The organism is Thalassomonas sp. RHCl1 (genome assembly GCF_947387555.1).
In the GTDB taxonomy this organism is placed as follows: Bacteria; Pseudomonadota; Gammaproteobacteria; order Enterobacterales; family Alteromonadaceae; genus Thalassomonas.
In genome coordinates this window covers 102,739-126,067 of record NZ_CANDNZ010000004.1, presented here as the reverse complement: position 1 = coordinate 126,067, position 23,329 = coordinate 102,739, and the positions used below count along the sequence as shown (strand labels likewise).

17 protein-coding genes are annotated in these 23,329 nt (G+C 48.5%); 13 read left to right on the top strand and 4 right to left on the bottom strand.

Annotation, left to right across the window (positions count from 1 at the left end; genetic code table 11):
* Positions 1-2: 2 nt before the first annotated feature.
* Positions 3-2,501 (bottom strand): hypothetical protein, encoded by a 2,499-nt coding sequence (locus tag QL234_RS13405; RefSeq protein WP_281558336.1) that lies wholly within the window; start codon positions 2,499-2,501, stop codon positions 3-5.
* Positions 2,502-3,362: 861 nt separating this feature from the next.
* Between QL234_RS13405 and QL234_RS13400 the strand changes: the two genes are divergently transcribed.
* A complete protein-coding gene (locus QL234_RS13400) occupies positions 3,363-4,010 on the top strand; it encodes a phasin family protein (RefSeq protein WP_281558335.1) in 648 nt (215 codons plus the stop codon).
* A gap of 155 nt (positions 4,011-4,165) precedes the next feature.
* On the top strand, positions 4,166-5,920 hold the full coding sequence (gene phaC / locus QL234_RS13395) for a class I poly(R)-hydroxyalkanoic acid synthase (RefSeq protein ID WP_281558334.1): 1,755 nt from the start codon (positions 4,166-4,168) through the stop codon (positions 5,918-5,920).
* Between the two features lie 96 nt (positions 5,921-6,016).
* Here phaC and phaZ read toward each other — a convergent pair whose 3' ends face one another.
* Entirely contained in the window at positions 6,017-7,276 is a 1,260-nt protein-coding gene (phaZ, locus tag QL234_RS13390; RefSeq protein ID WP_281558333.1) for a polyhydroxyalkanoate depolymerase, read from the bottom strand.
* 655 nt (positions 7,277-7,931) lie between these two features.
* On the opposite strand from phaZ, the gene phbB reads away from it, so the two are divergent.
* The 4 genes from phbB (at position 7,932) to phaP (ending at position 10,471) form a co-directional block, all read left to right on the top strand.
* Entirely contained in the window at positions 7,932-8,681 is a 750-nt protein-coding gene (gene phbB, locus QL234_RS13385) for an acetoacetyl-CoA reductase (RefSeq protein ID WP_044835546.1), read from the top strand.
* A 185-nt stretch (positions 8,682-8,866) separates the two neighbouring features.
* Positions 8,867-9,328: a polyhydroxyalkanoate synthesis repressor PhaR gene (gene phaR / locus QL234_RS13380; protein WP_044835547.1), complete on the top strand. Its 462-nt coding sequence runs from the start codon at positions 8,867-8,869 to the stop codon at positions 9,326-9,328.
* 145 nt (positions 9,329-9,473) lie between these two features.
* Positions 9,474-9,824 carry a phasin family protein gene (locus QL234_RS13375; protein WP_281558332.1) on the top strand — a complete coding sequence of 117 codons (351 nt, stop codon included), beginning with the start codon at positions 9,474-9,476 and terminating at the stop codon, positions 9,822-9,824.
* 323 nt (positions 9,825-10,147) lie between these two features.
* Entirely contained in the window at positions 10,148-10,471 is a 324-nt protein-coding gene (phaP, locus tag QL234_RS13370) for a TIGR01841 family phasin (protein WP_044835549.1), read from the top strand.
* 113 nt (positions 10,472-10,584) lie between these two features.
* Here the strand turns inward: phaP and QL234_RS13365 are convergent, their stop codons facing one another.
* Together QL234_RS13365 and QL234_RS13360 are read right to left on the bottom strand one after the other, a co-directional pair.
* Entirely contained in the window at positions 10,585-12,030 is a 1,446-nt protein-coding gene (locus QL234_RS13365; RefSeq protein ID WP_281558331.1) for a DUF3300 domain-containing protein, read from the bottom strand.
* Between the two features lie 226 nt (positions 12,031-12,256).
* Positions 12,257-13,981, bottom strand: a complete 1,725-nt coding sequence (locus QL234_RS13360) for a Na+/H+ antiporter NhaC family protein (protein ID WP_281558330.1) — start codon at positions 13,979-13,981, stop codon at positions 12,257-12,259.
* Positions 13,982-14,164: 183 nt separating this feature from the next.
* Here QL234_RS13360 and QL234_RS13355 point away from each other — a divergent pair, with 183 nt between their 5' ends.
* The 7 genes from QL234_RS13355 (at position 14,165) to QL234_RS13325 (ending at position 23,289) form a co-directional block, all read left to right on the top strand.
* A complete protein-coding gene (locus QL234_RS13355) occupies positions 14,165-15,046 on the top strand; it encodes an AraC family transcriptional regulator (RefSeq protein WP_281558329.1) in 882 nt (293 codons plus the stop codon).
* Positions 15,047-15,131: 85 nt separating this feature from the next.
* The gene (locus QL234_RS13350) at positions 15,132-16,448 is read left to right on the top strand and encodes a M20/M25/M40 family metallo-hydrolase (RefSeq protein WP_281558328.1); all 1,317 of its coding nucleotides are present in this window, start codon (positions 15,132-15,134) and stop codon (positions 16,446-16,448) included.
* Between the two features lie 147 nt (positions 16,449-16,595).
* Positions 16,596-17,333 carry a class I SAM-dependent methyltransferase gene (locus tag QL234_RS13345; RefSeq protein ID WP_281558327.1) on the top strand — a complete coding sequence of 246 codons (738 nt, stop codon included), beginning with the start codon at positions 16,596-16,598 and terminating at the stop codon, positions 17,331-17,333.
* 236 nt (positions 17,334-17,569) lie between these two features.
* Complete coding sequence (locus QL234_RS13340; protein WP_281558326.1) at positions 17,570-20,662, top strand: efflux RND transporter permease subunit; 3,093 nt, start codon at positions 17,570-17,572, stop codon at positions 20,660-20,662.
* Positions 20,663-20,765: 103 nt separating this feature from the next.
* Positions 20,766-21,833: an efflux RND transporter periplasmic adaptor subunit gene (locus QL234_RS13335; protein WP_281558325.1), complete on the top strand. Its 1,068-nt coding sequence runs from the start codon at positions 20,766-20,768 to the stop codon at positions 21,831-21,833.
* A 26-nt stretch (positions 21,834-21,859) separates the two neighbouring features.
* Entirely contained in the window at positions 21,860-22,663 is an 804-nt protein-coding gene (locus tag QL234_RS13330) for a DUF3750 domain-containing protein (RefSeq protein ID WP_281558324.1), read from the top strand.
* Between the two features lie 107 nt (positions 22,664-22,770).
* Complete coding sequence (locus QL234_RS13325; protein ID WP_281558323.1) at positions 22,771-23,289, top strand: sugar O-acetyltransferase; 519 nt, start codon at positions 22,771-22,773, stop codon at positions 23,287-23,289.
* Positions 23,290-23,329 lie beyond the last annotated feature (40 nt).

Below are 23,329 nucleotides of genomic sequence, written 5' to 3'. Positions count from 1 at the left end.
ATCTAAAATGTCTTCAGGAACTTGATTAAGTCTTGTTTTTGTTTGTTACTGAGGGCAACCGCGTTTTTATCGTATTGGGTGCCGAAGTAATGACCTCTGTTGACCACGTAATCGGGGCACTTGCTGGCATCAATCAAGGGGTCGACCAGGTCTTTAAAGATCGCACGCGCCTGTTCGTCGCTGGCGTCTTTTGGCAGGGCCTTGAGGTCTTTTTTGATTTTCAGCAGCAGTTTCAGCACTTTTTTGCGCTGCTCCAGATCCAGATTGGACAGCATAGAAACCGGGGTGCCGCTTGGGATAGGACCTATTTCTATGCCGTCACCGCTAAACAGCCAGGGAAGCAGGTCCGCCAAAGTGCCTTCGAGCGCCTGTAAAAAGCCCGGCAGGTAGCCGGAGGAGACCCGCAAATAACTTTGCTCTGTGGTTTTGTCGATAATGCCCGGGTGTTTTAATCCGGATTTGGTGACGACGGTAAAGTCGCCGTCACGTTTTTCCGGCCACAACAGCTGCTCTATGGCATCGTCAAAGGCCTTCATCCGATCTTGAACCGTACCGCTATACTCGAAGCGGCCTAAAGTATTGTTGAGCAAGAAAGGCGCGGTACTCCAAAGGCTCACCAGGGAGGCGGGGCGGGTATAGCCGCGGCCGCCGCCGGGCATTTCATATTTGCTTACTTCGCCGCTGTAGGGGTGCTGTACTTCTATCGTCCCCACCGACGGCAGGTTTTTATAGGTCTCGGAAGAGAAATTATCCCAGATATTATCTTTCAAGGCGTTGGTGGCCAGCGGGCTGCAGGCATTGGTTTCGAGCTGGCTTACCGGGATACGCATTTCGGTGGAGAGGAAGTTATTGTCGAGGAAATCATCTGCGTTGACGATTTTTCTCATCTGATGCTTGAATTCATCGGTCTGGGTCCAGTCCCAGTATTTGCTCCAGCAGGCGAGGTAGTTGCCGTTATTACAACCCTGATCCGGGAAGAAGCTGATGGTTTTATCCGGGAATTTGCTCGAGTGGCAGCGGGCGCAGGTATCGGCAAAGACATTTTTACCATTGGCCATCTCTTCCTCGGTGGCGTTTAAATAGGCATCGCCGCCGGGGGCGTCTTTCAGATAATCCGGTGTGGCAGAGGCTAAAAAGAATAACGCTAAATCAGGGGTTTGCGCCTCGTTGGCATTCCAGAAAGAGGAGTTTTTCCGGGCATCTGCTATTTTGATCGGGCTGATTTCTTTACCGCCTACCAAGGGCATAAAGTGTTGCAGCCATTCGTCGCTGAACAGGCCGATATTGAGATAAACCCGGTTTAAAGCCCCTAAGGCGCCGACAGAATCCGCCCCGTCTTTAAGCACCCTGGGGGTGAAGACGGTATTCGGCTCCTGGTAAAACTGGGTCAACGGGCTGTTTGCAGGCACATATTCATTGAGCTGGGCATTGTTGCTGCTGCCGCCGGAGAGTTCTTCCTTGCCGAATTTAGCCGCCAGCTCCATGCGCGCCCCCAGATTATAGATGGCGTTCATGGTACGGGGGTTATTGATATAGTCGGTGGAAACAAAAGAGGTATCCAGCGCTCCCGGTCTTGAGGTATGGAATAGCTGGTAGGCGAAGTTTGAAGCATCCGCCCCCCACATAAAGATGCGGTCAATCCAGAAGTATTGTGCCCCCGGGTTGGAGTTGAGGTTGGCCCACTCGGGATTTTCATGATCGGCAGGCGGGTTGCTCGGGTTTGGCCCGACATGACAAAAACCACAGGACATACCGACGCGGTAAGGTTTCACCAGGTCTTTATTAAGATAATAACTGGGGTCGTTATAGTAGCGCTCCGGATCCCAGTTTTTTTCTGCTTCGGCGTCAAATGCCGGGTTGGGGAACAGTCTTAAACCGATAACGCCGCTGCCGTAGCCGTAATAGGAGCCAAGCGGCATGTTATCGCCTCTGGCGCCTATTTTGATCCCCGGATATTTTTCTTCGTTCTCAAACGGGTCAGGGGCACAACCTTCGGCCCGTTCATCCAGCCATAAACCGTAGCGATCGGCCCTGGGGCCGGTGGCTTTTTTAAAGCAAGGTTCGTTGACCAGGCCGAAATAAGACCAGCGGTTATCCCGGCTGTATTTGGTTAAACTGGGGTGGGAGGAAAGGGTTTTGAGAAAGTCGAGGTTGCCGACGCTGGCTTTGGATAACTCGTCCCAGAGGGTGTCGTTGCCTGCGGTCCAGACGATCCAGTTATTGCGTCCCTTGACGAAGGCATCAACCGCCTGGCCGTTGGTGATCCCCGGGACATAAGGGGCAAGGCGGCTTTGGATCAATGCGGGATCTTTACTGACGCCGTAATCCATATCGGCATAATAATCTTCATCGGCGCCGGGCAGGGAATCTGCTTCCCGTCCTACGCATTTCGCTTCATCTAAGGTTTTTCCGATTCCCTTGCCACAAGGTGCCTCACTGCATCCCTGAATCACGAGGAAAAAGACCACGAAAAAGGTTGAACGGGCTAAAAACCTTTTCATAAATAATTTCCTTATTCGAACTGAATTATATTATTTTTTGTTCCCCGCCAAGGGGTTGTAATAAACTATAGGTGATAATAGTCAGTTCGCAACAAGGTTTTGTTTTTCTGTTAACAACAAAAAAAGTTTTTTGTTCCGTCATTTCCAGGCAAAGGGGCTGTCATAATTGCAGGTGATAATAGTCAGTTCGCAACAAGGTTTTGTTTTTCTGTTAACAACAAAAAAAGTTTTTTGTTCCGTCATTTCCAGGCAAAGGGGCTGTCATAATTGCAGGTGATAATAGTCAGTTCGCAACAAGGTTTTGTTTTTCTGTTAACAACAAAAAAAGTTTTTTGTTCCGTCATTTCCAGGCAAAGGGGCTGTCATAATTGCAGGTGATAATAGTCAGTTCGCAACAAGGTTTTGTTTTTCTGTTAACAACAAAAAAAGTTTTTTGTTCCGTCATTTCCAGGCAAAGGGGCTGTCATAATTGCAGGTGATAATAGTCAGTTCGCAACAAGGTTTTGCTTTTCTGTTAACAACAAAAAAAGTTTTTTGTTCCGTCATTTCCAGGCAAAGGGGCTGTCATAATTGCAGGTGATAATGATCCCTTGTGGTTCTTTTTCCTAAAGGATTGCCATAAATTACAAGTGATTAAAAAAAGGCGTATTAACCCGGCAACTGATAGCAGGAATTAAAAGGATAAATGGCTGAAAAGTAAAAGCAGAAATTTGATGTTGCATTGCACAATAAGGTTGACATGTTGAAAATTTCAACATAAATTAACTTGTGTTGCGGCGCAGCATGTTGTTATGTACATGTAGCTAAGGTTAGCAAGAATATTAGCAATAAAACTAATAAAATTTGATTTAAGGATAGATCATGAAAGATAACCAGACACCATTTAACCAACCCTTTTCTTTTCCTCTGGTTCAGGCTGCCACGCTTGGCCAGTCCTTCATCAGTGACTTGATCTCCAGTCAAAGCCAGTTCCTTGAAGCGAGCTTTAATAATGCGGTAGAGCAGGTACAGAAAATATCTACCCTTGATGATACTAAGGATTTTTGGGAACTTCAGCAAAGTTATTTGCAAAAACAAAGTCAGCAATTCTCTGAGTTTGCTGGAGAAGTTGTTGAAAACATCAATAAGGTTCAGGCGGAATACCCGACGATATTTAATTTTACCCAGCCTGGCGATAAGGAAAAAACCAGTGTTGCGGTACCGGCGGAATTAGTGGTGAAAAAGCCGAAAAAAGCCGCAGAGAAAAAGCCTCGGGCTGCAAGTAAGAAAGCGCCGGCTAAAGGTAAAGGTGCAGCCACCAAGGCGGGCGCTAAATCTGGTGCTAAAGCAACCAAGGCAAAAGCCGTTACTAAACCTGCCGCTAAGGCGAAACCGGCGGCAGCAGCGAAACCAGCGGCAGTAGCAAAAACCGAACCCCAGTCCCAGCTGGTGATCCCCCAGGTGGATAAGAGTAACGGCGCAACCCCAAGCTCGCCACTGAAGCCAGCCGCCACCCCGGCTAAATCATAATTTTCTTTGTTGATAGCAAGCCCGACAGATGTTGGGCTTTTGGCTGTTGACCCCTTTTAAATTTGCGCTATCTCAGTGTTAACACAATACTGACTAGTGCTGAGTTTATTTGTATCAAGATTTTTGCCTGACAGGGCAGATAGCGGAGTAGTTTTATGGGTAGCGGTAAGGCAGTAGGTCAAGATTTTATCCAATATTTAAACGATGAAACCAGCAAGATGCTGGCAAATTTTTCTTCCACAGAAACCAAGCAGGCCATTGAAGATTTTAGTCAGCAGTGGTTCAAACTCACCCAGGATGCCTTGAAAGATCCTGCTTCCTGGTTAAGCCTGGTAGAGCAATATCAGCAACAACATATGAAATTATGGACTGCTTTGGTAGGCGGTCAGCCGGCTCAGGCCGCAGAGAAGGCCAAAGAGCTGACCGGCTCTTTGGAGCAGTATCAGAATAATCCCGTATTTGAGTATATTAAGCAGTCATACTTGATGACCTCGAAATTGCTTAATGAGAGTGCAGCCAGTGCCGGCCTTGATAGCGCAGAGCAGGAAAAGCTGGTGTTTTATACCAAGCAATTCATCGATGCCATGTCGCCGGATAATTTTGCCATGACCAATCCTGATGTGATCAAGGAGGCGGTTGAAACCAATGGCCAGAGCCTGGTGAACGGTTTGAATAACCTGCTCTCGGACATGGATAAAGGCCGCATCAGTATGACGGATGAAAGCGCCTTTGTGCTTGGGGAGAACCTGGCGGTTACCGAAGGGGCAGTGGTTTATGAAAATGAACTGTTTCAGCTCATTCATTACAAACCGTTAACGCAGAAGGTTTACCAGCAGCCGGTGTTGATTGTGCCTCCCTGTATCAATAAATACTATATTCTTGATTTACAAGAGCATAACTCTTTTGTCCGTTATTGCCTTGAACAGGAGCAAAATACTTTTTTGATCTCTTGGGTTAATCCCACGAAAGAACAGGGCTCGCTGAGTTGGGATGATTATGTTGAACTCGGGGTGATCAATGCTATTAACCGGGTGAAAGAAATTACCGGGCAAAAATCCCTGCATGCCTTATCCTGGTGTGTCGGTGGTACTTTGCTGGCCTGTGCCCAGGCGGTATTGTCGGATCGTAAAGATAATTCGGTGGCTTCGGCAACTTTCTTAACCACTTTAGTGGACTTTGAAGAGCCGGGTGATATCTCTGTGTTTATCGACCCCCAGCAAATAGAGTCCCTGCTGGCCCAGGCGAAGCAAAAGGGCGTGCTCAGCGGCCGGAATCTGGCGGTGGCCTTTAATATGCTCAGGGCCAATGATTTGATTTGGTCTTATGTGGTGAGAAATTATCTTAAAGGCAAGCAACCGGCGCCGTTTGATATTTTATACTGGAACGGTGATTCGACCAACCTGCCTTATGAAATGTACCGTTTTTATATTACCCAGATGTACCTGGAAAATAACCTGAGCAAACCCGATGCCCTCAATATCTGCGGCAGCGATATTAACCTGGGCAATATAGAGATCCCTTGTTATTTCCTTTCCACCATAGGGGACCATATCGCGCCATGGCAAAGTACCTACAAGGGGATGGAGCTTTTTGGCGGCAATAAGGAATTTGTCTTGGGGGCCAGCGGCCATGTTGCCGGGGTGATCAATCCCGTGAGTAAAAACCGCCGTCATTATTGGGTAGACGGCAATGCTGACCAGGGGGCTGAGCACTGGCTGGCGACGGCAGAGAAAAAAGAAGGCTCCTGGTGGGCGCACTGGAGTGACTGGATTAAGAAAAGTGCCGGCAAGAAAATCGCCGCGCCTGAGCTTGGCTCGAAACAATATCCCGTGATTGAAGCGGCGCCCGGGCGTTATGTGAAAGTGAAACTGGAAGATATCGACAATACGCCGTTGAATGAAGCGGTATAACCTTTAAAGGCAAGTCGTTAACAGCACAGCTAAGGACATCGGGGGAAGCGGGGAGCCGTCTCCCCTGGTGTCCTTTCTGCTAAATAGCCTTTTAATTTACAGGGCCTGCTCCATGCTTTCTTGCTTAGCATTATCCCTGGGTTGATTATATGTGGTAATAAAGCGTCTGATCAGCGGGCCTATTTCCTGGCGGAACCTGCGGCCGTTAAATACGCCGTAGTGGCCGACATCTTCTTGTACATAGTGAAACTTCATGTCTTCGGGGATGCCGGTTAAGATATGGTGTGCGGCCTCGGTTTGTCCCACCCCGGTGATGTCATCGTTTTCGCCTTCTATGGTCAGCAGGGCGACCTGGTCGACCTTGGAGCAATCAATGATTTTTCCCTGATACTCCATTTTTCCCTGAGGCAGTTGGTGTTCGATAAAGACCCGGCGTATGGTGTCGAGATAATAGTCGGCGGGCATATCCATGACCGCCAGGTATTCATTGTAAAATTTTCTGTGGTTTTCGGCGCTGTCGCCATCTCCTTTGATCAGATCGCCGAAAAAAGTGAAATGCTTATGGACATGGCTATTGTAATTCATGCTTAAAAAGCCGGTGAGCTGGATAAAGCCCGGATACACCTTTTGCCCGACGCCGGTGTATGTCTCGGGCACGGTACAGATGACGTTTTCCTCAAACCATTGCAGCTCCTTGGAGATGGCATAATCATTGACATCCGTCGGACTGATCCGGGTATCTATCGGGCCGCCGAGTAAGGTCATGGATTTGGGCTGGAAATCGACTTTTCTTTCGGCCATTACCGTGGCAGCCACTATGCTGGGCACGGTTGCCTGGCAAATGGCCACAATATGAACATCTGATAAAAATTCACAAAAATCAATCAGGTAACTAATATAGTCGTCCAGGGAAAAGCCACCATGGCTGACAGGCACATCCCGGACATTTTCCCAGTCGGTAATATAGACTTCGTGATCTGAAATAAGGTGTTCAACCGTGCCCCTGAGCAAGGTGGCATGGTGGCCGGATAAAGGGGCGACTACCAGTAGTTTGGGCTGATCAAAGGTGGCATTGCGTTTAAAGTGGCGCAATTTGCAAAAAGGTTTATCAACAACAATCTCTTCTGTGACCGCGATTTTATTGCCGCTGATATCGGCATATTTAATGCCGAATTCCGGCTTATGGTAATTCTCGGTGATCCGCTCCACCACTTCAGCGGCGGCGGCGATGGTTTTACCTGTCATGGTATAACTTAGCGGGGACCAGGGCTGGGTGCAAAAATTGCGCATATGCTGCATATAAGCATTAATCGGGGCAACTGTTTGGGTATAGGCCTGGTGTAATTGATATAGCATATAATCACCTTTGCAAAATTACTTGTAACGAAAAAACGGCTTATGACGTCAGCGATAATTTCTTGTAGCGATACTTGTAGCAATACTAGGTTTTCATCAATCAAGTCACAAAATTTTCATAAAACATAAGTACACTTCCCTTTAAGTTGATTGACGCAGGGCAAGCCCTTGGATGTTGCTTTGCAGCAAATAAATCTATAGATGAGTTTTTTTACAATGTAAAGCCAGCTTTATGCCTGTCGGGCCGGGGATTGTTGCCGTTTTGGCTGGAAGTTAACGAAATTCTATTATTTTTCAATGCTATATAAAAAAATAATATCTAATTACCCTAAGTTACTGGTATTTGTAAAATAATGAAATACAATGGTTATTCTTTACCCGAAAATAGAACTAGGATGTTATTTTCGGTAAAGCTAAAAGTAGCCGTTGAGTGAGTGGTTTGGGTATAAATGAATAGCTGGAAAACATTTTTTACCTGAAAGTTTTTCAGTTTTAACCGTAAGCAGGATTTTCAATCCGCTGTATTTATTTCAGGCATTAACACCCGAAATAAAAGGTTGAATGTAGCGTGGCACGGTCATGAAGATCCGTTGTTAATCACAGCTATACTCAGAAAAGAATTTTTAACAACCATAAAAAACACAAGGAAAGGTTTATGACTCAAAAAGTAGCTTTAGTAACCGGTGGTACAGGTGGTATAGGTACTGCGATTTGCCAATCTCTGGTAAAAAGCGGGTATCGTGTCGTCGCAGGTTATAATAGAGGCGGTGATCATGAACAGGCCAGAGCATGGCAAGCCACACAGCGTGAACAGGGTTTTGAAATCGACATCAGCTATGGCGATGTCACCGATTTTAGGTCTTGTGCCATTTGTATCGCTGATGTAAAAGAAAAAACTCGCAGTAATATCAGTGTCCTGGTAAACAATGCCGGCATTACCCGGGACACCCAATTTAAAAAGATGGACCAGGATGACTGGCGCGATGTCATTACCACCAACCTGGACAGTGTTTATAATATGACTCGCCAGGTGATCAATGACATGATCACCGATGGTTACGGGCGCATCGTGAACATTTCATCGGTTAATGGCCAGAAGGGCCAATTCGGCCAGACCAACTATTCTGCCGCCAAAGCCGGCCTCCATGGTTTTACCAAAGCTCTGGCACAGGAAGTTGCCCGTAAAGGAGTCACGGTAAACACCCTTTCTCCCGGTTATGTACTAACGCCTATGGTGGCGAAAATAGCGCCGGAAATTCAGCAAAAAATCATTGAAGGTATCCCGGTAGGACGGATGGGCTCAGTGGATGAAATAGCGGCTGCCGTAGCCTATTTAACTTCCCCTGATTCCGGTTATATTACCGGCTCTAATCTGGCCATTAACGGCGGCCAGCACATGTATTAATGCCTAAGGAAAGATGCCCTGAGAGAAAATCAGGGCATGGCTGTTAACGAAAGGCCGGTGTTATTGCTACACCGGCCTTTTTCTTATTTATCGCTTTAGCCTTGGATATCAATTCATTTCAATCACAGGTACACTTACTGGCAAATGATGAAATTTATATGAAATAAAGAATAAGGTTTTCAATTATGTCAGACTCCCGGATCATCAAAAAATATCCTAACCGCCGTTTATATGATACCGGCGAAAGCCGTTATATTACCCTGAGCGATATCCGCAGCCTGGTATTAACCGGCGTTGAATTTCAGGTGCAGGACAGCAATAGCGGTGAAGATTTGACCCGGTCGATTTTACTGCAGATCATTATGGAAGAAGAGTCCAACGACAAACCTATTTTCAGCGTCGCGGTATTATCACAATTGATACGTTTTTATGGCGGCACGGTGCAGGGGGTTTTTGCCCAATATTTGGAAGAAAGCCTGTCTATGTTTGCCAAGCAGCAAAACATGTTTACTCCAACTGCGGGGCAGGATCCGCTGCAAAACGTCAGTAAGTTGGCGCAGCAAAATATGAAGATGTGGTCTGATATGCAGAAGGCTTTTTTGCAATCAACCGGTCTTGGAGATCGGGATGATAAAGACGGCAAATAACGGGCCAGAAGTCCTGTTTTTAGCAGGAAAAAAACTGCCTGAATAGGTTTGACATCGATTAAAAAATAAACCATTATGCAGAAGGAATGTTGCGGCGCACAATTGCCGACACAAGGTTCATTTTATAGCAACAGGAGCGGCTATTATGGTTAATTTCACAGATAACATGGGCTTATATAAAGAAGTCGGCGAGAAAAGCTTTAAAGGGATAAGTTCACTCGGACAGATCAATTTAAATGCCTGGCAGAAACTGGCCCAGAAGCAAATGGAAATTTTCTCCCTGGCAACCGAAGCCGGGATCAGCAGTTTAAAATCTTTTGGTGATAAACCTGACTTTCAACAAATCTCTTCGCAGCAGGCTGAAATCACCAAGCAATTAGGCGAAGAAATCAGCAGCAAAAACCAAGAACTGTTAGAGCTGACCACAGAATTACGTGACGAATACATAGCCTTTACCGAAGAACAAATATCCGGCATTAATTTCCTCAATCGCTGATGTGAAAAACAGCACGATTTGCTGCTGTTCACTTATCAAAGCATGAATTATCAATGAGCTCTCCCCGGGTGAATAGTCTGCTATTTATTTGCCCGGAGAAGGCGCAACCGATGAGAGGTTTCATCCGCAGCCTTATTTTCCCGTCCTTTACCTCCAAGTTCTTTTATCTGTAAAAGTCTTTTTAAATCAATGATAAATGTTAAAGAATCAATTTTTGTTGCGCTGCACAAAAATAGTGGTGGCTTTTCTTTTTATTAGCGGGTAAACTTGTTTTGAACTCAATTGCTGCAGTGCAGCGTAACAGTGGAAGAGGGAACTTAAATATGTTTAATCAATTTACCCAACAATTTACTAACGTGATGAAACCTTTAAATACTCTGGCTGATATCAATGCAAAAGCGGCAGAGCAACTTGTTAATCAACAAGCTTCATTTGTCACTTCACTTATGCAGGACAGCGTAGCCCATACCAAGGAAATGGCCGGGAAAAGTGATATCGCCAGTGCGGTTGAATCCCATAAGATTTTTGTCGACAGCTTTCAGTCTAAAATCACCAAAACGGCAACAGATGCTTATGCCGTCGTGACTAAAACCACAGAAGAGGTGAGCAACCTTTGGAAAGACAACCTGGCTCAAGTGGCCAAGTAGTTTATTGCGGTTACTGAGCTTATCCGACGCTCTTGATATAAAACGGCCCTTTACTTTAGGTAAAGGGCCGTTGTGATTTTATGACACTGTACTTTGAGAGAGCGGTGCAAGTTTTATCTTTCCTTAATGTTTCTATTACGCCTGTCCTGGCGGCTGCGTTGATATTTGTGATTGCTGCGCTTGGCGTTATGCTTGGCACTCGCTGAGCTTTTTGGCCGGACACTTTTGTTGGTGTTCATCGGGCGGTTATAGCTTTTTTTCGCGCTGTTGCTATGTGCGTAACTCTTAGGTTTTTTATAGGTCGGTTGGCTTGCCTTGTAAGAAGAGCTGTTGCGGCTTTTAACCTGAGCTTTATGCCTGGTGTTTGTACTTAGCTGCCGCTTAGCCTTGTTACTCTGGTAACTGGCCTTAGTTGATTTTAATGGCTTGACCTCTCTTGCCTGACCGGACTTTAACTGACGGGTGATTTTTTGTTGCCGGGTGGCCTGCTGTGACCGGCTAACAGCCACGGCTTTATTTTTTGCCGTAAGGTGATTGCTTTTATAACCCTGGCTGGCAATTAACTGGCGCTCGTGTTTACGCTCCCTGACAATATACTGCTTGCTGGGGCGGTTGCTGTGATAGCGCTCTTTGACGATATGGCTGCGATAAGCTGCCCCTCTGCGGTGCACCGGATTATGATACCAGCGCTTGCTGCCATGATGGCGGATAATATCCCTTCTGTGGTAGTAACCCCGGGTATAATGACGGCGTTTTAATACCACCAGGTGATTGTGGTGCCAGTTCACCGCGCTGAAGTAATGATGAAAGGAGATATGCACTCCCGGATGCCAGGAGAACAGCCCGTGATGGCCGCCATAATGATAATCATAGTGGCCATGGTGGTAGTGATGACGATGGCGGCTGTGCCAGCTAAAGTCCCAGTAAACCGGGGGATGGTGCGCCCAGTGCCAGTTGCCATAGACCACCCGGGTATCGTAATAGGGCACATACACGACTTCTTTTTCTATCGGTTGTATGATGATATTGTCATCTTCACGGCTTACTTCCATGTTTTCCATGTTATCCAGGTTGCCGGCCTGTTGTGCCTGCTGCCTCAGGGTTTGTATGCTGGCGAGCACTTTGGCTTCGTCTTGTAAAAAGGCATCGCCGAGTTTTTCGGTCCAGTCGAGATCATCGCTTAAACGCTCTAAAATCTGTGGAAAGGGTACCAGGGCTTTAACACTTGGATCCCAGGATTTCTCTTCTACCTGCTCCAGGCTTTTTTCTGCACTAAGATCTGAATGCTCACTGACCCAGCGCTCTGCCTGGATCACTTCTAACGGGTAAGTGGCGGCAATTAAGATATGACTTAAAATCGTATCCGGATATAAGGCGATTGGCGCCAGGATCTGCGCAAGCTCGGCTTCGGTGAAGTGTTTTACTGCTTCTACCTGGATATTGCCGGTCTCCTGGTTTTCGGTATTCTCATCCGAATAAGCCAGCGACAGGGCCGATGGCGCGCTTAAGAGCAGAGATACGCTCATCAGGGTATAGAATAATGGGCTCAGGGTTTTCATAGACTCACCTGTATTGTTATGTAAATGACCAGCCAAATAAAAACTAACTTTGCTGTTATGGCTGATCATAGAAAAAGTAAACTGAACCTAAGCTGAACAAAGGCGGAAAATGCAGAAAATGAGCAAAATATTTAGGTTATCGCTTAGGGGGCGGGGAATCAGGACGCTATTGAGGGTAATAACGTCCTTTGATAAGTGAATATCAGCTCAAAGTCGGAACAGGCGATCAGGCGAAGAAAAACACCGTCAGTGTCCATAATACCGCGGCTAAACCTGCCGCCAGCGTTGCTGGTACCAGCTGGGATTTTACATGGTCCATCAAGTCGCATCCCGTGGTCATGGCACTCAAAATGGTAGTATCAGAAATCGGCGAACACTGATCGCCATAAACACTGCCGTTAAGCACAGTGGCAAAACACACCATCATAAACAGCTCCGGATTGGCTAAACCTTGTGATTGAGCGACGGCCCAGGCCAGCGGCAATGCCAGCGGAAAGGCGATGGCATAAGTGCCCCAGCTGGTGCCGGTGGAAAAGGCTATCAGCATGGTTATGAGCTGTAACAGCACCGGCAGGCACCAAAACGGCAGGCTTTCTCCCAGTTGCGACACCAGATACAAACCGCCGCCGATTTCTTTACTCAGGCTGCCGATAGTCACCGCCAGCATCAGGATCATCGAGGCCAGCACTACACCTTTTAGGCCGTTGCCGAAACCGTCGATAAGATCTGTCAGCGACATGCCTTTACCCAGGGCGATAAAGGCGGATAACAACAAGGCCACCCCGAACGCCCAGTTCACTTTGGGGGAGCCCAGGGTAATAAAAGTGATCACCGCTATGCCTATTAAGGTGGTCAGTGGCAGTACAAATTCCAGCACATGGGGGCGGTAACCTTCGGGTACATCACTGCTTTGCAATTCCTTGGCGCTTAACGGCTGGGCATCGTCGGCGTCGAGTTGTCCCGTGGTTAATGCCCTGTGGCGGGCCTGGCGGATACGTGCGCCGGAAAATCGGGTGATATTTAAACTTAATAATAAGGTGCCGGTGACTGCGAGTATGCCGTAAAAGCTAAAAGGGATACTGGCAAAAAAGAAGGCGATACGGTCTGCTTCGGTGGCTAAAAAAGAGACCCCGGGAATAAAAATCAGCGCCTGGACATAAGCGGGCCAGGCATTAAAGGCCAGCACCGAGGCTATCGGCGAGGCGGTGGAGTCAACGATATAACTCATTTCTTCATGGCTGACCTTGGCTTTGTCTGCCAGTGGCCGCACGGTTGTGCCCACCAGTACGGTGCTCATGGTGCCCCCCTGGAAAAATAACACCCCCAAGAACCAGGACACCAGTTTGGCAGAGCGCTGGCCTTTGACAAAATGTCTGGTCATAAAAAGGGCAAAGGCCTGCGCGGCACCGGTTTTTGACCAGATCCCCAAAAGGCCCCCTAACAGCCAGAGATAGAGTACCAGCAGGGCCGCGGTACCTTCGGTGGCAATGGTCGGGATGATCACCTTATCGATCAGATCATACTGGCCTAAAATCAAAGCCCCGGTGACTATGCCGCTAAACAGGGCGGTTAACGGCTCCCGGGTGAGCAAACACAGGGCGATGGTGATCAATGCCGGCAATAACGACCAGAGGCTGTAATGAAAAGCGGGTTTTAATAATTTAATTTGGTTATTTTCATCCCGGACCCATTGCTGGCTCATCGGGGGGGCTTGATTGCTTTTGTCCAGGTTGGCCTGGTTTAATACCGAGTCCCGATAAGGCACTAGCTCGCCGATCAGGACTTCTTTGCCTTTGTACTTATAGGCCAGCTGTCCGGCATCCGTGGTATAGGTATCATAGACATAGCTCTGCTCCAGCCATACGGGTTTAACACTGTGATGGACATAAACGGCGGCGCACAGGCCGAGGATTAAAATAAACAAGGCAATGCTGTTATTATTTTTTTGCATTTTTTAAGTGGTTCCAATAACTAAGCGCTGATGAGCAGATACGTTAACACTTAATGGCCGCTATTGGCATCCGTGAATAACTTTTTGCCTGTTGGATGTGATGCGCAACTTTTATCAAGAGCTTGGCCAAGATAAAGGATAAACTGGTGTGATTGACTCACTATTAAAGGTTCACACAGGACAATGCACTACCAGCAAAGGTTACAGCAGACATTACATTATATCGGCAGTCATTTGCAGGACGAGCTGACCGTCGATAGCCTCAGCCGTCAGGCCTGCCTGTCAAAATATCATTTCCACCGTCTGTTTTCCCTGACGTTTGGTATCAACCCCGCCGATTATATCAGGCTGTTGAGGTTAAAGCGGGCCTCCTATCAGCTGGCCTATCGCAGTGAAATCCGCATTCTCGATATCGCCCTGGAAAGCGGTTACCAAAGCGCGGAAGCCTTTTCCCGGGCGTTTAAAACCAGTTTCGGCCAAAGCCCGTCAAGTTTTCGCAAGCTGCCACAATGGCAGCCCTGGTTCGACAAATACCGGCCATTAACACAATTAAGGCAGCAAATAATGAAACAGACACCGGGTGAAATAGCCGTTAACATCATCTTTTTTGCCAAAAGGCAAGTGGCGGTATTAGAGCACAGAGGGGCGCCGGAATTGCTCGGTCACTCCATTGCCAAGTTCATCAGCTGGCGCAAGACCAATAACTTATCTCCTAAGGTAAGTGAGACCTTTAATCTGGTTTATGACGACCCCCACAGCTGTGCGAAACAGGATTATCGCTTTGATCTTTGCGCTTCTGTCACTGTTGGAACAGCAAACGGCAAAATCGAAGCAAACGAGACCGGGGTAAAGCTTAAGGAGATCCCCGAAGGGCGCTGCGCGGTATTTCGCCATATCGGTCCCGATGATAGCCTGCGCGCGGGGATCGAATACCTGTACGGCCCCTGGCTGGCGCAAAGCGGCGAGCAGTTAAGGGATTTTCCATTGTTTTTCCAGCGGGTGAGTTTTTTTCCTGAGGTGCCTGAGCAGGAAATGATCACCGATGTGTTTCTGCCGCTGTGCTAACCATGAAAACCGCTTGTAATAGCGGAAAAAATCGGGGAGTATCAGCTATTCTTTTATTGGCGGATTTTAATAAAGCGGGTTAAAAATGAAACACTTACTTATTTCACTGGTCTTGATTTTATCCGGGACAAGCACTCTTGCCGCTGCTGCTCCCTTAAGCTTGAGCGCCACAGAAACTCAGATCGTCAAGCAGGTTAAACAGGATCTTCCGCAGGCCTTAACCGAGCTGGAGCAGGTGGTGAATATTAATAGCGGCACCATGAATTTTCCCGGGGTGGAAAAGGTCGGCCAGGTGTTTTTGCAGCAGCTTAGCGAGCTGGGCTTTCAAAGTCAGTGGGTTGACGGACAAGCCTTTAACCGCGCCGGTCACCTGGTGGCCAGTTACGGTCAACGCGGGCCTAAAATTCTGATGATAGGGCACTTGGATACGGTTTTTGCCAAAGAGGACGACTTTCAGCGCTTTCAAAAAATCTCCGACGGTGAAATTGCCGGTCCCGGGATCACCGATATGAAAGGGGGGGATGTCATTATCGTCTCAGCGCTGAGGGCGCTGAAAAAACTGGGCCTGCTGGAGAATGTCCGCATCCGGGTCGTGATGACGGGGGATGAAGAAAGCAGCGGCCGCCCTTTGTCACTGTCGAAAAAAGTGCTTATTGATGCCGCGAAATGGGCGGACATTGCCCTGGGGTTTGAAGACGGCGACAGTAATATTAAAACCGCCGTGACCACCCGCCGCGGCGCCGGTGGCTGGACCTTAGCTGTCAGCGGACAGGCCGCCCATTCTTCACAAATCTTTACCGAGGAAGTCGGGGACGGTGCCATTTATGAAACGGCGCGTATCCTGGAGGCGTTTCGCCGGCAACTTGGCGGACTGGAAAATTTAACCTTTAACCCCGGCCTGATTATTGGCGGTACCCGGATAGAAGACCAGGCAGAAAAATCCCAGGCCCGGGCGTTTGGTAAAAGTAACGTGGTGGCGCAAACCGTCAAAGTAAAAGGGGATATCCGGGCGGTATCATCAGAGCAGCTTGAGCAGGCCAAAAAAATCATGCAGGCCATCGTTAGCGACAATCTTCACAAAACAGATGCAAAGTTACATTTTGCAGAAGGCTATCCGCCGATGGCGGATACCCACGGCAACCGTAAGCTATTAAACATGTATAGCAAGATCAGTGAGCAGTTAGGTTATGGTCCTGTGGTGGCGGTTAATCCGAGAAAGGCGGGGGCGGCGGATATTTCCTTTGTTGCCGATCATGTCTCTATGGCGCTCGACGGTTTGGGTCTGATGGGCAGGGGCGGTCATACTAAAGATGAAGTGGCGGATATCACCAGTTTTGGCAAAAACATTGAAAAAGCCGCTTTGCTGATTTATCGCCTGGGGCAAATGGAGCATCAGCAGTAACCTCCGGCTTTGGCCAAAGGGCATAAGGGGCGAACCTGCTGATAACTGGGGATTAACCTTCCTTTGAAACGGGCTTTTTTCAATTCGCTGTTATACTTGAGTGAGAAAATCAGATGCACTATGTACCCGGATAGATGAGGATTTTATATGCCTACCTTGCCCCGATTATTGCTAACAGCAGTATTGAGTTTTTCTCTGTGCCTGCCCGGTTTCGCAGCCAAGGAGGTGGAGTTTGTCAAAGGCGAGCGTTCAGCAAGCGATTTGGAGCAGGATGTTGACCGTAAGGGCCAGCAGGTCCTTGAGCTGGTAGATTTAAAGCCCGGTATGGTGGTGGCGGATGTTCTGGGGGGCGGGGGTTATTACAGTGAGTTAATCGCGGAAAAAATTGCCCCTTACGGCCGGGTGTATTTGCACAACAACCGGGCCTATCTGCCCCATGTCGGTAAAGAAGTGGCGGCACGTTTAAAAGATAACCGGCTGGAAAATGTCATTCGCCATGACAGGGAAACCGACGATCTGGCCTTTATCGATCAGAGCCTGGATATGATTTTCTTTATCCTGGGTTATCACGATATCTATCATGTCGATAAAAACTGGAAAATCGATAGGGATGATTTTATCCGCCAGTTGAAAACCGCGTTAAAACCCGGCGGGCACTTGTTGATCATCGACCATTCGGCCCCCGACGGCAGCGGCACTAAATACAGCCAGGATCTGCACCGTATCGATAAGGCTTATGTGATTAGCGAACTCAAGCAAAAAGGCTTTAAATTGATCAAAGAAAGCGATTTATTGGTCAATGATAAAGACAGCCGAGAAATCTCTCCTTTTCATCCGGATATCCGCCGCAAAACCGATCGTTTTATTCTGCTGTTCCAAAAGTAAAAACAAGGTAACTGATTGTCAGTTAAGTTGTTATAGATAATTTTTTGATGTTGCTGCCACTATCGATGCCGTTAATGGCAGCAAATATGTCAAAGTATGTCTGACCATTGCAAAGTCTTTCCCGTCAGCCATTCACCGTATTTTAGTCTCCGTTAGTCGTACAACAAGTTTCGTAATTGCCTCTCCCTGCTATGTTTTATGGCAAATGAAATAAGAATTCCAATTGGGAGCGCCACATGAAACTCACCTCCAGCGCATTAAGGAGTCCGGCAGCCGTTGCCGTTGCGGTTGCGTTAATTTTACTGGTTGGCATACTCAGCCTGTTCAAATTGCCGGTACAGCTTTTTCCCGATATCGAGCGTCCCAGGATCAGTATCCAGACCTTTTGGCGGGCGGCGTCCCCCCAGGAAATAGAATCCCAGGTCATCGAACCCCAGGAGCAGGTTTTGCGCGGCATTCCCGGTTTAAGATCTATGAATGCCTATGCCAACCGCGGCGCTTCTTTTATCAACCTGGAGTTTGGCGTTGAAACTGATATGGACCAGACCCTGATTGAAGTGATCAGCCGCATGACCCGGGTAGAGAACCTGCCGCGGGATGCTACGCCGCCGCGCATTATGTTGGGGGGCTTTGGCGGCGGTACCCCGGCGCTGACCTTTTTCTTTTTACAGGCTTTGCCGGGTAACGAGCAATCCATTTATGAATATGTCGATTTTACCAATGATGTGATCAGGCCACGCCTGGAAGCGGTAGAAGGGGTTTCCAGCGTCCAGACCTTCACCGATCAAAACCGCGAAGAGCTGCAAATTCGTTATAACCCGGTGAAGGCGGCACAATATGGGATAGAGATCCCCGAGCTTATTGCCCTGGTGTCAGAAAGCAACGATGTTTCCGGGGGCTTTATCGATGTTGGCCGGCGCCAGTACACCTTAAGGTTTAACGGTAAATACCAGGTGGATGAGCTGGAAAACCTGTTGCTGGCATCACGCAACGGCAGCAATATCCGTCTCAGTGATATTGCCACTGTGGATGTGCGCAGAAACGATAGGCAAAACCTGGCGATACAAAACGGCAATCCGGCCTTTTCCATGCGCATCGACCGGGTAAGCGGCGCCAATGTCTTGGATACCTTAAACCGGGTTAAAACCGAAGTTGAGCTGATCAATACTGAGCTGCTGGCGGAGAAGAAACTGGTCATGGTGCAATCTTTTGATGCTTCCGTGTTTATTTACCGGGCGATTAACCTGGTGACCAGCAACCTGTTTGCCGGGGTGGTGTTATCTTTGTCGGTATTATGGTTTTTTATCCGCCGCATGCGCGCCACCCTGATCATCGCCACCGCCATTCCTGTGTGTCTGCTGACCACCTTTATTGTCCTGCATATTACCGGGCGCTCCCTGAATGTCATTTCCCTGGCCGGTCTGGCCTTTGCCGTGGGCATGGTGCTTGATGCCGCCATTGTTGTGCTGGAAAATATCTTGCGGCAAAGGGATAAAGGGGAAGATCAGCACAACAGCGCCGAAAAAGGGGCAAAACAGGTGTGGGGAGCGCTGCTGGCGTCCACCGCGACCACAGTGGCTATCTTCCTGCCGGTGTTTTTCCTCAAAGACATTGAAGGCCAGCTCTTTGGCGACCTGGCGTTAACCATTGCCATCGCCGTGTCTGTGTCGCTGATCGTTGCCGTGGTGTTATTGCCTGTGCTGACGAAATATTTTCTTAAACAGCAAAGCATGAACGATCCCAATGAAAAGCTGTGGCAGGGGATCACCGCTAAAGTGATGTGGCTGACCAATTCAGGTAAAAAACGTCTCTTGCTGTCGTTAAGCCTGTTAGCCATTCCTTTGGTGGTGACTTATCTGGCGATGCCGTCTTTAGATTACCTGCCGCCGGTAAAACGTGATGCGGTTGATGCTAATTTACGCTTTCCTCCCGGCGCGAATATCAACACCATAGAAGAGGAAGTTGTCAAACCTATTGTTGAGCGCTTACAGCCTTATATGGACGGTACCAAAGAGCCGGCACTGAAAAACTATTACCTGTTTAGCGGGCCTTTTGGCGGCAACATGGGCATACGGGCCAAAGATCAGAGCCAGGTGAATGAACTTTTGGATTTGGTGCGTAATGAAATTTTAGTGGACCTGCCGGATACCCGTGTTTTTGCCAATCAGGGCAATTTATTTGGCGGTTTTGGCGGCGGACGCCAGGTAGAGGTGAATTTACAATCTAAAGATACCCAGGGGCTGCAACAGGCGGCGCGTCAGGGACTGGATTGGGTGCGGGAAGCGATACCGGGGGCCACGGTACAAGCGAACCCGGGCACGGAAATGAATGAACCGGAGCTGAGGTTAACGCCAAATGATCGCAATATCCTGGAGCAGGACTGGAACCGCCGGGATCTGGGTCGGGTGGTGCGTACTTTAGGGGATGGTCTGTATGTCGGTGAATATTTTAACGGCAGCAAACGCCTGGATATGATCTTAAGGGCCGATGGCTGGGATGACCCCGATAACCTGGCGGATGTGCCTGTGGTCACAGGTACCGGTTCCATTATGCAGTTATCTGAACTTTTGGATATCAGCCGTACCGTAGGCCCGACCCGGTTAACCCGTATCGACGGCAACCGTACCATCACCTTAAACATCAATCCGCCGCAGGGCTGGTCGCTGGAGCAAACTATCGCTGCATTAAAACAGCAGGTTGAGCCTAAGCTCAAAGCCGTGATGCCGGATGACGGCAATATTATCTACGGCGGCAGCGCCGATCAGCTGGAAAAAGCCATCGGCATTATGGCGGAGAATTTTGCCTTTGCTTTAGTGATTTTATTCCTGCTGATGGCGGCGTTATTTAAATCAGTTAAAGACAGTGCCCTGGTGGTGATCACTATACCGCTGGCCACCGTGGGCGGGATATTGGCGCTGCAAACCTTAAACCTGTTTGTGTTCCAGCCGCTGGACTTATTGACCATGATTGGCTTTGTTATCTTGCTTGGCCTGGTGGTCAACAATGCCATTTTGCTGGTGCATCAAACCCGCCAGGCCCAGCTGTCGGGTTTGAGCCGGATTGATGCGGTAGAGCAGGCATTAACCTTACGCTTGCGTCCCATCTTTATGAGTACCGCCACCAGCTTTTTCGGTATGTTGCCATTGCTGTTAACCCCGGGAACCGGCAGTGCTATCTACCGGGGACTGGCGGCGGTAATTGTCGGCGGTCTGGCGGTCAGTACCATTTTTACCATTATTTTATTGCCTTGTTTACTGCGCTTAACAGGCAAAGATTTTGGTTTGAAATCTTTGCCTGCCAGAGCGCACAAGGACGTTTTAAGTCATTAACTTGAGTTTGCCCGGGGCAGATATCCCGGGTGTTGTACTTAAAACAAACGAACAGAAAAACAAATTAACAAACAAGTTGTCAGTAACAACTAAGGTGCATCAGATGAAAAAGTTTATCCCAGCAGTATTATCGACCTGTCTTTTTGCTGCCATGAGTACCTGGCAAGTACAGGCGGCAGAAAGCAATGCCCAGCTGGTCAGTATTGAAACGGCGAAAAATGAACAGGTCAGTCCGACCATGTGGTTGCCCGGCAATGTGGTCAGCCGCACCAATGCCCCGATTTCTGCCGAGCAAACCGGGCAGCTGTTATGGATAGCTGAAGCGGGCACCCAAGTGGAAAAAGGCCAGGTGATCGCCCGGTTGGATAAACGTCATTTAGATTTGCAACTGGCCCGGCAACAGGCCCGGGTAAGACAATATCAGGCAGATGTGACCTACCTGAGCAAGCAAAAAAAGCGCATGTCGGCATTAAACCAGAAAAACAATACCGCCTTAAGCGAATTAGAGCGCATCACCAAAGATTTGGCGGTGGCGGAAAATGAAGTGATTGCCATGGAAATCATGGTAGAACAAACCCGGCTTGATATCGAAAAAAGCACGGTAGTGGCACCTTTTAGCGGCAATATCAGTGAACGTTTTGCCCATTTGGGGGAGTTAATCGAAGTGGGCCGTCCGCTGGTGCAGCTGGTGGATACCCGGCATTTGGATATCCGGGTGGCGGCGCCGTTAAGTATCTCGTCTTATTTAGAAGCCGATGCCAAGGTGCTGGTGAAATGGCAGGATAAATTGGTAGAGCTGCCGATCAGGAGCTGGAGTAAAGCCGGTGCGCAAACATCGCGCACCTTTGATGTGCGCCTGGCGGCGGATAACCTTGACCTGCTGGCGGGCTCTGCGGTGACTGTATCCCTGCCCAAGCAGCAAGCGGGTATGGCGACCTTAGTGCCCAGGGATGCCCTGGTATTGCGGGAAAAAGAAACCTTTGTCCTGACCCTGGAAGATGACAATACCGCCAATAAAGTCAATGTGCTGGTGGGTCAGGGGGTTGGCCGCTGGATTTCGGTTTCCGGCAGTATCAGCTCCGGCGACAATGTGATAGTCCGCGGCGGTGAGACTTTACGCCAGGGACAAAAAGTACGGGTGGAAAATGCATTGATTGCCAAGAATAATTAAGCTATTGCCATCAACAGGAAGTTCATTTGAAAAAGTTATTCAGAATAATATTAGCCGGTATCGCCGTGATTTTATTTACCGGCTTTTTAAGCAGTTGCAGCAGTAATCAAGCGCAAACCCGGGGATCGTTTGCGCCTAAACCTGCCGAGTACTCAGGAGCTGTGATCCAGGTTTATGCGGCGCGTACCTGGGGTGCAAAACAGGCAGTTTCGGTGCATACCTGGATTAGCACCAAGCGCAGCGGCGAGCAGCACTATACCAGTTATGAAATTATTGGCTGGCGCTTAAGGCGCAGTAATTCTGCGTTAGTGGTGCGCGAAAGTTTGCCGGACAGGGACTGGTGGGGGCATCAGCCGCAACTGTTACTCGATTACCGGGCACCGGATGCCGATCAGTTGATTGAAAAGATAGCAGCGGCGGTTGCCGATTATCCTTATAAAAATGAATACCAGGCTTATCCCGGCCCCAACAGCAATACCTTTACCGCCAGCATTGCCCGCGCCGTGCCTGAGTTAGGCTTGGATTTGCCGTCAACGGCAATTGGGAAAGACTACTCCCCGATCACCAAGCTGGTCGGTCCTTCTCCGAGCGGCAGTGGTTATCAGTTTTCTCTGCTGGGGATGTTGGGAGTGACGGTCGGTGTCGAAGAAGGCTTGGAGGTAAACCTGCTCGGGCTTAATTTTGAGTTTGATATCTTTGACTTGGCCATTGAATTACCGGGTATAGGGCGTATCGGTGCTGATCAGGTGAGCAGTGATAGCCTTGAACAGGACAATCACAGCTTAGCGGTCCAAAAAGCAAAAGCCTCAGCAACAGGGACTGGCGAATAACTTTAAGTAAACAAATATCAAAAACGAGAGAAAACAGACTCTTGCTCTTGCTTCATCACCGCTATTTATCTTAGTATGCCGCCAGATATTCTCATGGCGGCGCTTTTATGAAAACACGTTTTGACAGTTTAACCCCCCAGTTGATCCAGCAGCGTCAGCAGGTGCATGAAATCTGCCGCCAGTTTGGCCGCAGTCCGAGTAAAGGCAACTTAAAACGCCTTAAGCAGCTGCTCAAAGCCTGCGGCGAGCAAGTGGTGATCGAGTCGGGGTTTTATTGTGACTATGGCGACCGGATCAGTCTAGGACACAGGGTGTTTATCAATATCAACTGCACCATTTTAGACGGCGGGCAAGTGACCTTAGGGGATGACTGCCTGATTGGCCCCAATGTCCAGCTGCTGGCGGTGAGCCATGACAGCGATCCGACCCTGAGGTTGGAAAAACATAATTATGCTCAGGATATCAGTATCGGCAACAATGTCTGGCTCGGATCCGGGGTGATCATTATCGGCGGCGTGAAAGTTGGCGATAATGCCGTTATTGGCGCGGGCAGTGTGGTCACGAAAGATGTCGCCCCCGGTTATCTGTATGCCGGCAATCCGGCAAGAAAAATCAAAAAACTTTAACGGTCAATAGACAGGGAAACCGGCTTGCTTTCCCTGTCTA

What these genes read in the sequence shown, in the direction of transcription:
- QL234_RS13335 (WP_281558325.1), top strand. Translation starts at nt 20,766, where the DNA reads ATGAAAAAGTTTATCCCAGCAGTATTATCGACCTGTCTTTTTGCTGCC.
- phaR (WP_044835547.1), top strand. Translation starts at nt 8,867, where the DNA reads ATGTCAGACTCCCGGATCATCAAAAAATATCCTAACCGCCGTTTATAT.
- QL234_RS13365 (WP_281558331.1), bottom strand. Translation starts at nt 12,030, where the DNA reads ATGAAAACCCTGAGCCCATTATTCTATACCCTGATGAGCGTATCTCTG.
- QL234_RS13345 (WP_281558327.1), top strand. Translation starts at nt 16,596, where the DNA reads ATGCCTACCTTGCCCCGATTATTGCTAACAGCAGTATTGAGTTTTTCT.
- phaP (WP_044835549.1), top strand. Translation starts at nt 10,148, where the DNA reads ATGTTTAATCAATTTACCCAACAATTTACTAACGTGATGAAACCTTTA.
- QL234_RS13350 (WP_281558328.1), top strand. Translation starts at nt 15,132, where the DNA reads ATGAAACACTTACTTATTTCACTGGTCTTGATTTTATCCGGGACAAGC.
- phaC (WP_281558334.1), top strand. Translation starts at nt 4,166, where the DNA reads ATGGGTAGCGGTAAGGCAGTAGGTCAAGATTTTATCCAATATTTAAAC.
- QL234_RS13375 (WP_281558332.1), top strand. Translation starts at nt 9,474, where the DNA reads ATGGTTAATTTCACAGATAACATGGGCTTATATAAAGAAGTCGGCGAG.
- QL234_RS13340 (WP_281558326.1), top strand. Translation starts at nt 17,570, where the DNA reads ATGAAACTCACCTCCAGCGCATTAAGGAGTCCGGCAGCCGTTGCCGTT.
- QL234_RS13400 (WP_281558335.1), top strand. Translation starts at nt 3,363, where the DNA reads ATGAAAGATAACCAGACACCATTTAACCAACCCTTTTCTTTTCCTCTG.
- QL234_RS13360 (WP_281558330.1), bottom strand. Translation starts at nt 13,981, where the DNA reads ATGCAAAAAAATAATAACAGCATTGCCTTGTTTATTTTAATCCTCGGC.
- QL234_RS13325 (WP_281558323.1), top strand. Translation starts at nt 22,771, where the DNA reads ATGAAAACACGTTTTGACAGTTTAACCCCCCAGTTGATCCAGCAGCGT.
- phaZ (WP_281558333.1), bottom strand. Translation starts at nt 7,276, where the DNA reads ATGCTATATCAATTACACCAGGCCTATACCCAAACAGTTGCCCCGATT.
- QL234_RS13355 (WP_281558329.1), top strand. Translation starts at nt 14,165, where the DNA reads ATGCACTACCAGCAAAGGTTACAGCAGACATTACATTATATCGGCAGT.
- phbB (WP_044835546.1), top strand. Translation starts at nt 7,932, where the DNA reads ATGACTCAAAAAGTAGCTTTAGTAACCGGTGGTACAGGTGGTATAGGT.
- QL234_RS13405 (WP_281558336.1), bottom strand. Translation starts at nt 2,501, where the DNA reads ATGAAAAGGTTTTTAGCCCGTTCAACCTTTTTCGTGGTCTTTTTCCTC.